The following is a 13359-nucleotide window of genomic DNA, read 5'->3' on the forward strand; positions in this document are numbered from 1 at the left end:
TCCTATGTCGCGGTGGACAGGGATCGCGGGGGCCGGCTCGCCGAAGACCGTCCCAGATGGAGCCGGTGCGGGCGCCGTGCCAGGGCGTCCACTCCAGCATTTTGTCGAATCGCTGAACAAATTAATTCGGCTGGATCAATGTCGGGCAAGATGCCGACGGGTAACGGTTCTGCAACGGCGGGCGACATTCCGAACAGGACCGCATGAAGCGCCCAACGGATCTCGCCACGCGCCACGGCCGGGCCCGCCGACCAGCCGCCGACCCCGCCTTGGCAGACCGGCGGAACTGTCGTACGGTGACACGCAAGTAACCCACGGGAGCCCGGTGTACCGGGCTGAGAGGGGGGCTGACAGCCCCCGACCGTCGAACCTGATCCGGGTAATGCCGGCGCAGGGAGGAGAGTTGCCGTGCCGTCCCTTGGGCGACTGCATCTGATCACCGACACCCGACCCGGGCGGGATCCGCTCACCGTGGTCCGGGCCGCCCTCACGGCGGCCCGCGCCGACCTGGTGGTGCAGGTCCGGGTCGAGGACTCCGCCACCGACCGCGAGGCGTACGACCTGGCCCGCCGGGTGCTGGCGCTCTGTGCGCCGTACGGGGCGAACTGCCTGGTCAACGACCGGCTGCACGTGGCGCTGGCGGTGGGCGCCGCCGGTGGGCACGTCGGGGCCGACGACCTGCCGGTCGCCGCGGCTCGCCGGGTGCTCGGCCCCACCGGTGTGCTGGGAGCCACCGCCCGCGCGCCGGGGACGGCGGTCGAGGCGGTCGCCGCCGGGGCCAGCTACCTGGGCGTCGGGCCGTGCCACGCCACCAGCACCAAGTCCGGGCTACCCGACCCGATCGGCCCAGCGGGGGTACGCGCGGTCACCGGCGCCGTCGACGTGCCGGTCATCGCGATCGGCGGGGTGACCGCCGACCGGGTGCCGGCGCTGCGGGACGCCGGGGCGTACGGGGTGGCCGTCGTCAGCGCGATCTCCGCTGCCGCCGACCCCGCTCGGGCCACCGCCGAGCTGCTCGGGGCACTGACGTGCTGACCGGCCGGTCCCCGTCGACGCGATCCGACGACCGGGCCCGGCCGGACGTGGCGGTGGTGGGGGCGGGCCCGATCGGGTTGGCGATCGCCTGGCGGTGCGCCGCGCGCGGGCTGCGAGTGGAGGTGCACGATCCAGCCTCCGGCTCGGGGGCGTCGGCCGTGGCCGCGGGCATGCTCTCCCCGGTCGCCGAGGCGTACTTCGGTGAACGGCAGTTGACCGGGTTGCTGCTGGCGTCCGCCGCCCGCTGGCCGGCGTTCGCCGCCGAGCTGACCGAGGCGACCGGCGCCGAGCTCGGCTACCGGACCGAGGGCACCCTGATGGTCGGGCTGACCGGCGACGACCTGGCCGAGGCGCGCCGGCTCTGGGCGTACCAGCAGGGGTTGGGACTGCCGGTGACCCCGCTGCGTCCCACCGAGCTGCGTGACCGCGAGCCGGCGCTCGCCCCGCGGGTGCGCGGCGGCGCGCTCGCGCCCACCGACCACCAGGTCGACCCCCGGCTGCTGGTGCCGGCGCTGCGCACGGCCGCCCGGCGGGCCGGCGCGGTGCTCGTGCCGCAGCCGGTCCGGCACCTCTCCGAGGTGGACGCCCGGATCACCGTGGTCGCCGCCGGGTGCGGCGCGGCCGCCCTCACCGGCCTGCCGGTGCGGCCGGTGAAGGGCCAGGTCCTCCGGCTGCGCGCGCCCGACGGCGTCGCGCCGGGCTTCCGGCACGTGATCCGGGGGTACGCCGACGGCGAGCACGTCTATCTGGTGCCCCGCGTCGACGGCGAGGTGGTGCTCGGCGCGACGGTCGAGGAACGGTCGGACACCACGGTCACCGCCGGCGCGGTGCTGCGCCTGCTCCGTGCCGGCGTCGACCTGCTCCCCGAGCTGGCCGAGTACGACCTGGTCGAGGCGGTCGCCGGGCTGCGCCCGGGCACCCCGGACAACGCGCCCATCCTCGGGCCGCTGCCCGGCCGGCCGGACGTGCTGGCCGCCACCGGGCACCACCGGCACGGCATCGTGCTCACCCCGGTCACCGCCGACCTGATCGCCGACCTGGTGACCACCGGCGTGCCCGATCCGCTGCTCGCGCCCTTCCGGCCTGACCGCTTCTCCAGCAACTCCCCGGAATCAACCGGCGCGGTCGGTGTCGGTGGGCTGGCTGGGTCCGGTGCGGTCGGTGTTGGCGATCGGACGATGGAGGAGGACCGATGGAGTTGACGGTTAACGGCGCCGGACGCAGCGTCCCAGGTGGCGCGTCGGTGGCCGACCTGGTCCGCGACGTCGCACCCCAGCAGCGCGGGGTGGCGGTCGCGGTCAACGGCGAGGTGGTGCCCCGGGCCGGCTGGCCGGCGACGGTGCTGCGCGACGGTGACCGCGTCGAGGTGCTCACCGCCGCGCAGGGCGGGTGAGCGGCGTGCCGTTCGAGCTGGGCGGAGTCACGTTCACCTCGCGGCTGATCCTCGGCACCGGCGGAGCCGCGAATCTGCACGTGCTGGAGCAGGCGATCCGGGCGTCCGGCACGGAGCTGGTCACCCTCGCACTGCGCCGGGTGGACACCGCCCCGGGCTCAGCCGGTGGGCTGTTGGAGCTGCTGGACCGGTGCGGGGTACGGCTGCTGCCGAACACCGCCGGCTGCTACACCGCCGCCGAGGCGGTGAAGGTGGCCCGACTGGCCAGGGACGCGTTCGACACCGACTGGATCAAGCTGGAGGTGATCGGCGACGAGCGGACGCTGCTGCCCGACGGGGTGGAACTGCTCCGCGCCGCCGAGGAGTTGGTCGCCGACGGCTTCACCGTGCTGCCGTACACCAGCGACGACCCCGTGCTTGCGCGCCGGCTGGCCGACGTGGGCTGCGCCGCGGTGATGCCGGCCGGCGCGCCGATCGGCTCGGGGCTCGGCATCGGCAACCCGCACCACATCCGGCTGATCCGGCAGGGCGTGGACGTGCCGGTGATCCTCGACGCCGGCATCGGCACCGCGTCCGACGCGGCCCTGGCCATGGAACTGGGCTGCGACGCGGTGCTGCTGGCCAGTGCGGTCACCCGGGCCGCCGACCCGGTGACGATGGCCACCGCGATGCGGTACGCGGTCGAGGCGGGCCGCCTGGCCGCAGGCGCCGGACGAATCGCCCGCCGCTTCCACGCCCTCCCGTCCACTCCGGACGAGGGAAGACCCGACCTGTGACCCCCACCCCACCTCCGTCTGCGCCGGGACGAAGCCCCGCAGATCTTGGACCGGATTCTTCCAAGACCTCGACGGGGACCGTGCCGTCGGGCGTCGTGGTGTTGACGGATCGGCTGGTGGCGCGGGGGCCGCTTGACCTGGTCGTGGCGGGGGCCGTGGCTGGGGGAGTGCGATGGGTGGTGCTGCGGGAGAAGGATCTGCCCCGCGCCGAGCGCGCCGCCCTGGCCGCCGACCTGCGCGCGATCCTCAGCGAAGCCGGCGGAACCCTGATCGTGGCCGGTCCCGACCCGCTCGGCGGCGACGCCGTCCACCTGCCCGCCGCCGGTCCGTACCCGCCACCGACCCACCCGCTGGTCGGCCGCTCCTGCCACAACCAGTCCGAGCTGCGCCGCCTGACCACCGAGCACTACACCACCCTCTCCCCGGTCCACCCCACCAGGACAAAGCCGGGCTACGGCCCACCCCTGGGCACGGCAGGGCTGCAAGAACTGATCCAGGCCAGCCCGGTGCCGACCCTCGCGTTGGGAGGCATCGAAACCCCGGCCCAGGTCACCGCCTGCGTAGAGGCGGGAGCCATCGGAGTAGCGGTACTCGGCGCGATCATGCGAGCCGAAGACCCCACCGAAGCAGCCACGACCCTGACCAGAGCCTTCAAGAAGGCGGTCACCCCGATGACGCAAACCCGGCGCGGAGCCGCGCAGGTCCCCACCGCAACCACCGGAGACCCGAGATGACACCGAGCACAGTGCTCACCATCGCCGGCTCCGACTCCGGCGGCGGCGCCGGCATCCAGGCCGACCTCAAGGTCTTCGCGGCGCTCGGCGTGTACGGCACCAGCGTCCTCACCGCCGTCACCGCACAGAACACCCGGGGCGTCGACGCCGTCCTGCCGCTGCCCCCGCGCACGGTCACCGAACAGCTCGACAGCGTGCTCAGCGACTTCACGGTCCGCGCGGTCAAGACGGGGATGCTCGGCACCCCCGCCGTCGCCGACGCGGTGGCCGAGGCCGCTCGGGACGGCCGGCTGCCCCAGCTCGTCGTCGACCCGGTGCTGGTCGCCACCAGCGGCCACCGGCTCGGCGTGGTCAGTGCGGTGGAGCGGCTGCTTCCGTACGCCAGGGTGGCGACGCCGAACTGCGCGGAAGCCGCGGCCATCACCGGACGCCCGGTGGACGACGTGGCCGGGATGGTCGTGGCCGCCGAGGCCCTCGCGGCCGGCGGTCCGGAGCACGTGGTGGTCACCGGCGGCGACCTGGACGGGGGAGAGGCGGTCGACGTGCTGCACGGCGGCGGCGTGACCACCCTGCTGCGCGCCCCACGCGTTGCCACCCGGCACACCCACGGCACCGGGTGCTCGTTCTCGGCGGCGATCGCCGTGCGGCTCGCGCTGGGCGATCCGGTGCCGGCGGCGGTCGGGGCCGCCAAGGAATACGTGCTCCGCGCGCTGACCGGCGCGCGGAGTTGGGAGCTGGGCGCGGGACGCGGGCCGCTGGACCACTTCGGCTGGTCCGCTTGATCACCAGGGAGGCTGTCATGCAGGCACGAGGCAAGGTGTATGTCGAGGGGTCGCGGCCGGATCTCCGGGTGCCGTTCGCCGAGGTGGCGCTGACCGGCGACCATCCACCGGTACGGCTCTACGACACGTCCGGCCCCGGCTCGGACCCGGAGGTGGGGCTGCTGCCGCTGCGGGGTCGGTGGATCGCCGAGCGGGGTGACGTCGCCCCGGTGCGGGGCGCGGGTACGCCACTGGCCGGGGTGGCCGGGCACCGCCCGACCCAGCTCGCCTACGCGCGGGCCGGAGTGGTGACGCCGGAGATGGAGTTCGTGGCGATCCGGGAGAACGTCGACCCGGAGTTCGTCCGCGCCGAGATCGCGGCCGGTCGGGCGGTGCTGCCGCTCAACGTGAACCACCCGGAGTGCGAGCCGGCGATCATCGGAAAGGCGTTCCTGGTCAAGGTGAACGCCAACATCGGTACCTCGGCGGTCAGCTCGTCGGTCGCCGAGGAGGTGGAGAAGCTGACCTGGGCCACCCGTTGGGGTGCGGACACCGTGATGGACCTGTCCACCGGCAAGCGGATCCACGAGACCCGCGAGGCGATCGTGCGGAACTCGCCGGTGCCGATCGGGACGGTGCCGATCTACCAGGCCCTCGAAAAGGTCGGCGGCGACCCGGTGAAGCTCAGTTGGGAGGTGTTCCGGGAAACCGTGATCGAACAGGCCGAGCAGGGCGTGGACTACATGACGGTGCACGCCGGGGTGCTGCTGCCGTACGTGCCGCTGGCGGTGGACCGGGTGACCGGGATCGTCTCCCGGGGCGGCTCGATCATGGCGGCCTGGTGCCTGGCGCACCACGAGGAGAACTTCCTCTACACGAACTTCGCTGAACTGTGCGCGCTGCTGGCCCGCTACGACGTGACCTTCTCCCTCGGCGACGGGCTTCGGCCCGGCTCGATCGCCGACGCCAACGACGAGGCGCAGTTCGCCGAGCTGCGCACCCTCGGCGAGTTGACCACGGTGGCCTGGGAGCACGACGTGCAGGTGATGATCGAGGGTCCGGGGCACGTGCCGATGCACAAGATCAAGGAGAACGTGGACCTGCAGCAGGAGTGGTGCCACGAGGCGCCGTTCTACACGCTCGGCCCGCTGACCACCGACATCGCCCCGGCGTACGACCACATCACGTCGGCGATCGGCGCCGCGATGATCGGCATGTTCGGCACCGCGATGCTCTGCTACGTCACCCCGAAGGAGCACCTGGGCCTGCCGGACCGGGACGACGTGAAGGCGGGCGTGATCGCGTACAAGATCGCGGCGCACGCGGCGGACCTGGCCAAGGGGCACCCCGGCGCGCAGGAGTGGGACGACGCGCTGTCGAAGGCGCGGTTCGAGTTTCGCTGGGAGGACCAGTTCAACCTGTCGCTGGACCCGGAGACGGCGCGCTCGTACCACGACGCGACGCTGCCCGCCGAGCCGGCGAAGACGGCGCACTTCTGCTCGATGTGCGGCCCGAAGTTCTGCTCCATGAAGATCACCCAGGAGCTCAAGGAGTACGCGGCCCGTGGCATGAAGGACAAGTCGGAGGAGTTCGTCTCCGGCGGTGGCCGGGTCTACCTGCCGCTGGCCTGATCAACCGCACGGCGCCGGCCCGCTCGAAAGGTGGCGGGCCGGCGCTCGGGTGCGGCGCTGCAGGTCGTCGGTCGGGGTCAGTCGCGGTGGTGTCGACCGGTGGAGCGCAGCGAGCGACGACCGTTCTCCTGCTCCGGCTCGTTGTCCGCCACCGGCTTACTCAGGCCGGCGACCCAGTCGACGAACTCCTCGTCCTGTGTCGGCAGCGGCTCCGCCGTTTCCGGTGCGGTCTGGCTCTCCTCGTCGGCCCGGGACCGGTTGCGGCGAAACAGGCCGCCGATGCGTCCCCGGCGGGAGGGCTGCTCGGCGTCATCCGTCGGCGCGGCCGCGCCACCGTCGGCGCTCGCCGGGCCGCGGGTGGCGTCGCCCGCCTGGGGCGGCCCGGCGGCCTGCTCCGGTATGACCGGAGACGCAGCGGTCGGGGTGGTGGGTGCCGCCGAGCTGTCCTGCGGGTCGGCCGGCCCGGCGGGTCGGGGGGCTGTGAAGGCGTCCCAACGGGTGGCTCGGCCCAGGTCTGGCAGCGGGGCGCGATGCCGGGGCCGGGGCGTCCACTCGGGCTCCTCGGGCTCGGTCGCGGCGTCCGAGGCGGTTGGTCCGGCGTCATTCGTCTGCGGCGTTGCCGTGGATGCCGCGGTGACCGGCCAGACCGGCGCGGCCGGCGTCCACCGGTCCGCCGCCGGGTTGCCGGCGGTCGCCGTCCCGAACAGCGGACCGACGGAACCGCTCTCGGTCACGGATCGCTCGGTGTCGGTGGCCCGGTCGGTCCCGGCCGTGTTGGCGGCAATGGATTGAGTGGCCGGGTCCGCCGTGACGGCCGGCTCCGAGGTCGCCGCCGGGTTGGCCGTGCCGGTCGGCTCCGAGGTCGTCGCCGGGCCGGTGGCGGCGACCGGGGTTGCCGGAGTCCCGGTGCCTCGGCCGGATGCGGTGCCCTGGGTCTCCTTGCCCGGCTGGGAAACAGTGCTGGCCTTGCCGGACCCGGCACCCGTTCCCTTGCCGGGCCGGCTGGCCTTCGCGGTGTCCGCAGCGGTCGTGCCGTCGGTCACGTCCGAGGTCGTGTCCGCCGGGGTGGCCTTCGGCTTGCGCGTCCGGCGCGGCTTGGGTGCCGGGGCGGCGGCCGTGCCCGCGTCGGTCGTGCCCATGTCGGTCGTGGCCGTGCTGGTCGACGTGGCCGTGCTGGTTGTGGCCGGCTCTGCGGTGCTGGCCGCACCGTCATCGCCGGGGCTGCCCGTCGGACTGGCGGCCTTGGCGTCGGTCCGGTCCGACGTGGCGGTGGTGGCCGCCGGGGCGGCCTCGCTCGGGGTACGACCACCGGCGCGGCGGGGTGACCGGCCCCCGGCCGGGCCGTCCTGGACCGGCTCGCCGGTGGCCGTCCGACCGGTGATCGGCTCGCCCGCTGGGGCGGTCACGGCGGGGTCCGGTGCGGCGTCGGTGTGGTGGCGGGGGCGGCCGGCCGGTCGGGGAACGGTGGCGTCCTCGGGGCCGGTCGGGTCGATGGGGACCGGACCGTGCTGGCCGCTCGCCGTGGTAACCGGCCAGTCCCAGTGTGCCGGGACGGTGCGGACGGTGCCGGTGGAGTCGCCGTCGCGCCGGTCCTGGCCGGTGCCGGCCAGTTCGACGCCGGTAGGCGCGACGGTTTCCCGGTCGTCGGCCGAACCCGCCGGCTCGGCGCCGGGCAGGGCTGGGCCGGCGGGCAGCGGCCGCAGGATGTCGGTGGGTTCGATCGCCTGCGGATCGGAGGTGCGGGCATGCACCGGCCAGCGCAGCAGGGCGGCGGCGGCCGCGCCGAGCACGCCGGCGAGGACGGCGATCAGCGCACCGTAGTAGGGGGTGGCCTGGTAGCGGTCCACCGCGTCGCCGGGGCCGGCGGTCAGATAGGCGAATGCCACCAGCGCCGGGCCGGCCACCCCGGTGGCCCCGCTGATCAGCGGGATCTGGCCCCGCCAGCGGGAAAAGCCGGCGGTCGCCGCACCGGCGAGCAGTGCCGTGGTGGGCAGCAGGAGCAGCCCCAGCCGCTGTGCCGCGCCGTCGTCCAGCCAGCTCGGCTCGAGTACGCCGAGCCGGACCGTGGGCAGCGGGCCGGTGGTGCCGAGCGACGGCAGGACGGAGATCAGCGCAAGCACCCAGACGATGCCGGCCACGGCCGCCATGTTCCAGCCCAGCTCGGGTCGGAGCAGGACGCCGATAGCCGCGCCGGCCCCGATCACCGCGCCGAGCACGGCGCAGATGCCGACCGCCCAGACCGGGTCCACGGAGATCAACTCGGCGGCCCGGGCCGGCTGCATGCAGAGCGGGGCGACGATGGTGGCGCCGAGCGCGGCGGCACCCCCGACGGCCAACTGCCGACCGGTGGTGGTCGGCAGCCCGTCCCGGCGGGCCAGCCGTCCGGTCAGGACGGCGCCGACCACTGCGGCGTTCGCGGCGAACCAGCCCACCCAGACGAGCTGGGCCGGCCACTGGTTGACGGTCGTACCGGTGACGGCGCCGGTGAGCCGGACGATGCCGAAACCGTACGCGACGCCGAGCTGGCCGGCTCCGGCCAGCACGCTCACCCCGAGCGCCGTGAGCAGCAGTCTGCCCCAGGTCCGAAAGGCCATGTCCGGCACGTTACGCACCCGGTACACCCGATCGCCACCGGCGCGCCGCGCGGCGTGGCGGCCCGCCGCCGGCGGGTCTACTTGAGTTCGACCAGCCGAGCCAGGTAAGTCGTGTCCCCGACATTGGTGAGCATGTGCACCGCGCCCGGGTCCCGGTAGACCACTCCGCCGGTGGGCTCGTCGGCGTCGATCCGGGTGCCGTCGACCGTCTGAATGACGTTCTTCGCACCCTCGATCGCCACCACCAGATAGGGGTGGTCGTGCCGGTGCAGCGGCTGTCGCTCGCCCGGTTCGAGCCGGATGTGCCAGACCCGGACCCGATCGTTCTCGTACACGATCTCCTGGCCCACCGGCCCGAGTTCGGTGCTGTCGATCACGTCGCTCATCGTTCTCCGTCCAGTTGCGGGAGCACCTCGGCGGCGATCAGCTCAAGGTGGTCGAGGTCAGCGAAATCGATCAGGCGCAGGTGGACCCGGGTGGCGCCGATCGCGGCGAACTCGCCGATCCGCTGCACGAGCTGCGCGGGCGAGCCGACCACCGGGTCCTCCGGGGGCAGAGCGCTCTTCTCGTGCAGTGGCGCGGCCCGCCGCTGCGCCTCCGCGTCGGTCCGCCCGATGGCCACCACGATCCCGGCGGAGAGCACCAGCGGTGCCCGTCCGGACTCGGTCCGGCCGGTCCGGTCGCACGCCTCCCGCACCCGCTCGTACGCCCCGGCGGTCTCCGCCACGGACTTGAACGGCATGTTGAACTCGTCGGCGTACCGGGCGGCCAGCTCGGGGGTGCGCTTGGGACCGCGCCCGCCCACGATGATCGGCGGCCCGGGCACCTGCACCGGCTTCGGCAGGGCAGGGGCGTCCACCAGCTGGTAGTGGTCGCCGGAGTAGCTGTACGTCTCGCCCGCCGGGGTCCGCCACAGCCCGGTGATCACCTCAAGCTGTTCGGCCAGCCGGTCGAAGCGCTCGGCCACCGCCGGGAACGGGATGCCGTACGAAAGGTGCTCGCGCTCGTACCAGCCAGCGCCGATACCCAGCTCGACCCGGCCGCCGCTCATCTGGTCGACCTGCGCGACCATCACCGCCAGCGGACCGGGTGGCCGGAAGGTGGCCGACGTCACCAGGGTGCCGAGCCGGATCCGCTGGGTCTCGCGGGCCAGCGCGGCGAGGGTCAGCCAGGCGTCCGTGGGGCCGGGCAGGCCCGGGTCGGTGCCCATCGACTGGTAGTGGTCGGCGCGGAGGAAGCCCTCGAAGCCGCCCGCCTCGACCAGCCGGGCGAACCGGAGCTGGTCGTCGTAGCTGGCGCCCCGGTGCGGTTCGGTGAAGACCGACACCCGCATGTTCATCGTCCTTCCGCGCCGGCCACGGCCGGCTGGTCACGTTCCATCAACAGCTCGTGCAGGTCGGCGCTGACCTGGGCGACGTCCGCGAGGTGGGCGTTGCGGCCCAGGGTGCGGGGTCGGGGGATGTTCACCTCGACCACCTTGCGGATCCGGCCGGGCCGGGGGCTCAGCACGACCACCCGGTCGGCGAGCAGCACCGCCTCGTCGATCGAGTGGGTGACGAAGATGATGCTCGGCCGGTTCTCCATGTGCACCCGCTGGAGTTCGCCCGAGAGCTCCTCGCGGGTGAGCGCGTCGAGCGCGGAGAACGGCTCGTCCATCAGCATCACCCGGGGCTCGCCGATCAGCGACCGGCACAGCGACACCCGCTGCTGCATGCCGCCGGAGAGCTCGTGCGGCAGCCGCTTCTCGAAGCCGGACAGCCCGGCCACGTCGAGCAGTCGCCGGGCCCGCTCGCGGTGCTTGGCGCGGCTCCAGCCGAAGATCTCCACCGGCAGCAGGACGTTGTCCAGCACGGTGCGCCAGGGCAGCAGCGCCGGCTTCTGGAACAGCATGGCGATGTCCCGGCGGGGCCGGGTGATCGGCGTACCGGCCACGGTGATCTCGCCGGCGGTCAGCGGGAGCAGCCCGGCGACCAGCCGCAGCAGGGTGGACTTGCCGCACCCGGAGCGCCCGAGCACGGCGACGAACTCGCCATCGGCGACGTCGAGGTCGATGCCCCGCAACGCCTCCACCCGGCCGGATCGGCCCTCGAAGGTACGGGACACCCCGGACAGTCGGATCATCTCCGGCGGACCTCCGCTGAGTGGACGGTCAGGAATCCGGCAAAGGTTATCCGGCTCGTCTCCCTATCGCACCGTCCGGGGTGGTCGTCAGGTTGTTTCCGTTCCGCAACGCGGTACGCCTGGCGTCGCAAAGGTGGGTTTCTCGTACGCTGTGCCCGCGAAGAGTCCCCTCACGACGGCGGTGCCCGGCTTCCACCCCCCTCGCCGGTCCCGCCACGACAACCCCCTCCGGTGGCCTGCCGGCCCCGGTCGGAAAGGACATGGTGCACTGATGAGAAGGCTGACCCGTACGGTCGCTACGGCCGCGCTGGCCACCGCCCTCGCCCTCGTCTCCGCCTGCAGCAGCGGGTCGGACTCGTCCGACGACGCCAAGGGCGGCAACGGCGGGGCTCTGGAGAAGGTGACCTACCTCACCTCCTTCGGTAACTTCGGCCGTGACTCCTACGCCTGGGTGGCGAAGGACAAGGGCTTCTTCAAGGAGGCCGGCTTCGACGTCGAGATCAAGGCCGGTCAGGGCACCGGTGGTGTGATCCAGACCGTCGTCGGTGGCCAGGCCGACTTCGGGCCGATCGACCTCACCGGCGGTCTGCTCCAGCTCGGCAACGGCCAGGCGAAGGACTTCGTCGCGGTGGCCGCGATCCAGCAGCGCACGATGGCCGGCATCGCCACCGTCGAGGGCAAGAACATCGCCTCCCCCAAGGACCTGGAGGGCAAGAAGCTCGCCGACACTCCCGGGTCCGTGGTCCGCAACCTGTTCCCGACGTACGCCCGGCTCGCCGGCGTGGACGTCAACAAGGTGACCTGGGTCAACGGTGAGGCGCAGGCGCTGATCGGCACGCTCGCCTCCGGTTCGGTGGACGGCATCGGCCAGTTCGTCGTGGGTCAGCCGACCATCGAGGCGGTGGCCAAGAAGAAGGCCGTCATGCTGCCGTACAGCAACGTGATGCAGGACCTCTACGGCAACGTGCTGATCACCTCCTCGAAGATCGCCAAGGAGAAGCCCGAGATGGTGAAGCGGTTCACCGCGGCGCTGCTCAAGGGCCTCGAGTACAGCCTGGCGAACTCGAAGGAGGCCGCCGACATCCTGAAGAAGAACGTCGACGCCACCAACCCGGCCTCGGCCGCCGCCGAGCTTGAGCTGATGGCGGCGTACGTCCGCTCCGGTAACTCCGGCACCGCGATCGGCACCCTGGACAACGGCCGGGTAGCCAAGAGCATCGCGATCCTGCAGGGCGCTGGCGCCCTGAAGCAGAACATCACCCCCGAGCAGATCATCGACTTCAGCCTCACGCCGAAGGCCTGATCGCGCGCCGTCACCAGGGGGTACGTCCCGCCGATTCCGGTGGGGCGTACCCCCGTCGGCCCATTGGGCCGTGGGATTTCGAGGAGGACAAGATGACCGACGTCCGGGCAGCGGAGCCGGTGGCGGGGGTGCCCACGCCCCCGGGTGCCGGCCCCGAGGTGGGGCGAGCGGGTCGGAGCGCCGGCCTCCGCTCCGGGGCCGGGGCGGCGTTGCTGCCCGTGGCCGGCCTCCTGGTCGCCCTGGCGGCGTGGTGGTTGATCGCCCGGCTGGAGTTGGTCCACCCGGCGGCCCTGCCACCGCCGGGCGATGTGCTCGCCGCTTTCACCGACAAGCCGGCCCGGATGCTGGAGCACACCTGGGACACCCTGCTGGAGATCCTGATCGGCTTCGTCCTGTCGGCGGCGGCGGGTGTCCTGATCGGACTCTCCCTGGCCAGCTCCCGCACGGTGGAGCGGATGTTCACCCCGCTGCTGGTCGCCATCAACGCGGTACCCAAGATCACACTGGGTCCGCTGCTGGTGGTCGCACTCGGCTGGGGTCAGAAGCCGATCCTGACCATGGTGTTCCTGCTCTGCTTCTTCCCGATCGTGCTCTCCACCGCGACCGGGCTGACCACCACCCCGGCCGACCTGGCCGAGCTGGTGCGCTCCTGGAACGCCTCCCGCTGGCAGGCGTTCCGCAAGGTGCGCTTCCCGGCCGCGCTGCCGCAGATCTTCGTCGGGCTCAAGGTGGCCATGCCACTGGCGGCGATCGGCGCGGTGATCGGTGAGTTCCAGGCCGGCGAGACTGGCCTGGGCTACGTCATCCTCCAGTACGCCGGTGTCGGCGACACCGCCACCGCCTGGTCGGCGATCATGCTGGTGGCGCTGGTGAGCATCCTGCTCTACTCGACGCTGGTGCTGGTCGAGCGGCTCGCCCTGCCCTGGGTACGGGAGACCACCAGCAGCCGCTGACCACCGAGGTCATCGCCGAAGCCGAGCCGGATACGGCAGGGCCACACCGCCCTTCGAC

General features: G+C 73.1%; 13 protein-coding genes and 1 riboswitch. Of the genes, 9 read left to right on the forward strand and 4 right to left on the reverse strand.

Annotated features, from left to right (window positions below):
• The first annotated feature begins 304 nt into the window (after positions 1-304).
• A riboswitch (TPP riboswitch) is annotated at positions 305-414 on the forward strand.
• The 7 genes from thiE (at position 409) to thiC (ending at position 6330) form a co-directional block, all read left to right on the forward strand.
• Positions 409-1035 (forward strand): thiamine phosphate synthase, encoded by a 627-nt coding sequence (gene thiE / locus OG990_RS33355; protein ID WP_406078256.1) that lies wholly within the window; start codon positions 409-411, stop codon positions 1033-1035. Its footprint overlaps the riboswitch before it by 6 nt.
• Positions 1029-2237 carry a glycine oxidase ThiO gene (thiO, locus tag OG990_RS33360; protein WP_406078257.1) on the forward strand — a complete coding sequence of 403 codons (1209 nt, stop codon included), beginning with the start codon at positions 1029-1031 and terminating at the stop codon, positions 2235-2237. The genes thiE and thiO overlap by 7 nt, the downstream gene beginning before the upstream one ends.
• Positions 2228-2428, forward strand: a complete 201-nt coding sequence (thiS, locus tag OG990_RS33365; RefSeq protein WP_355609833.1) for a sulfur carrier protein ThiS — start codon at positions 2228-2230, stop codon at positions 2426-2428. Before thiO ends, thiS begins: the two co-directional genes overlap by 10 nt.
• On the forward strand, positions 2425-3204 hold the full coding sequence (locus OG990_RS33370) for a thiazole synthase (RefSeq protein WP_406078258.1): 780 nt from the start codon (positions 2425-2427) through the stop codon (positions 3202-3204). Before thiS ends, OG990_RS33370 begins: the two co-directional genes overlap by 4 nt.
• Positions 3205-3317: 113 nt before the next feature.
• On the forward strand, positions 3318-3938 hold the full coding sequence (locus OG990_RS33375; RefSeq protein WP_406081963.1) for a thiamine phosphate synthase: 621 nt from the start codon (positions 3318-3320) through the stop codon (positions 3936-3938).
• Positions 3935-4720: a bifunctional hydroxymethylpyrimidine kinase/phosphomethylpyrimidine kinase gene (gene thiD, locus OG990_RS33380; protein WP_406078259.1), complete on the forward strand. Its 786-nt coding sequence runs from the start codon at positions 3935-3937 to the stop codon at positions 4718-4720. Before OG990_RS33375 ends, thiD begins: the two co-directional genes overlap by 4 nt.
• 17 nt (positions 4721-4737) lie before the next feature.
• Positions 4738-6330: a phosphomethylpyrimidine synthase ThiC gene (gene thiC / locus OG990_RS33385; protein ID WP_406078260.1), complete on the forward strand. Its 1593-nt coding sequence runs from the start codon at positions 4738-4740 to the stop codon at positions 6328-6330.
• Positions 6331-6407: 77 nt separating this feature from the next.
• Here thiC and OG990_RS33390 read toward each other — a convergent pair whose 3' ends face one another.
• The 4 genes from OG990_RS33390 to OG990_RS33405 all read right to left on the reverse strand — a co-directional run bounded on the left by OG990_RS33390 (position 6408) and on the right by OG990_RS33405 (position 11045).
• A complete protein-coding gene (locus tag OG990_RS33390) occupies positions 6408-8924 on the reverse strand; it encodes a hypothetical protein (RefSeq protein WP_406078261.1) in 2517 nt (838 codons plus the stop codon).
• 77 nt (positions 8925-9001) lie between these two features.
• A complete protein-coding gene (locus OG990_RS33395; RefSeq protein ID WP_328420462.1) occupies positions 9002-9310 on the reverse strand; it encodes a cupin in 309 nt (102 codons plus the stop codon).
• Positions 9307-10257, reverse strand: coding sequence for an LLM class F420-dependent oxidoreductase (locus OG990_RS33400; protein ID WP_406078262.1), 951 nt, complete (start codon positions 10255-10257; stop codon positions 9307-9309). The genes OG990_RS33395 and OG990_RS33400 overlap by 4 nt, the downstream gene beginning before the upstream one ends.
• A 2-nt stretch (positions 10258-10259) precedes the next feature.
• The gene (locus OG990_RS33405; protein WP_328420458.1) at positions 10260-11045 is read right to left on the reverse strand and encodes an ABC transporter ATP-binding protein; all 786 of its coding nucleotides are present in this window, start codon (positions 11043-11045) and stop codon (positions 10260-10262) included.
• 271 nt (positions 11046-11316) lie between these two features.
• Here OG990_RS33405 and OG990_RS33410 point away from each other — a divergent pair, with 271 nt between their 5' ends.
• Positions 11317-12348 carry an ABC transporter substrate-binding protein gene (locus tag OG990_RS33410; RefSeq protein ID WP_328420456.1) on the forward strand — a complete coding sequence of 344 codons (1032 nt, stop codon included), beginning with the start codon at positions 11317-11319 and terminating at the stop codon, positions 12346-12348.
• 92 nt (positions 12349-12440) lie between these two features.
• Positions 12441-13301, forward strand: coding sequence for an ABC transporter permease (locus OG990_RS33415; RefSeq protein WP_406078263.1), 861 nt, complete (start codon positions 12441-12443; stop codon positions 13299-13301).
• Positions 13302-13359 lie beyond the last annotated feature (58 nt).

The sequence above is a fragment of the Micromonospora sp. NBC_00858 genome (assembly GCF_045207365.1).
Taxonomy (GTDB): Bacteria; Actinomycetota; Actinomycetes; order Mycobacteriales; family Micromonosporaceae; genus Micromonospora.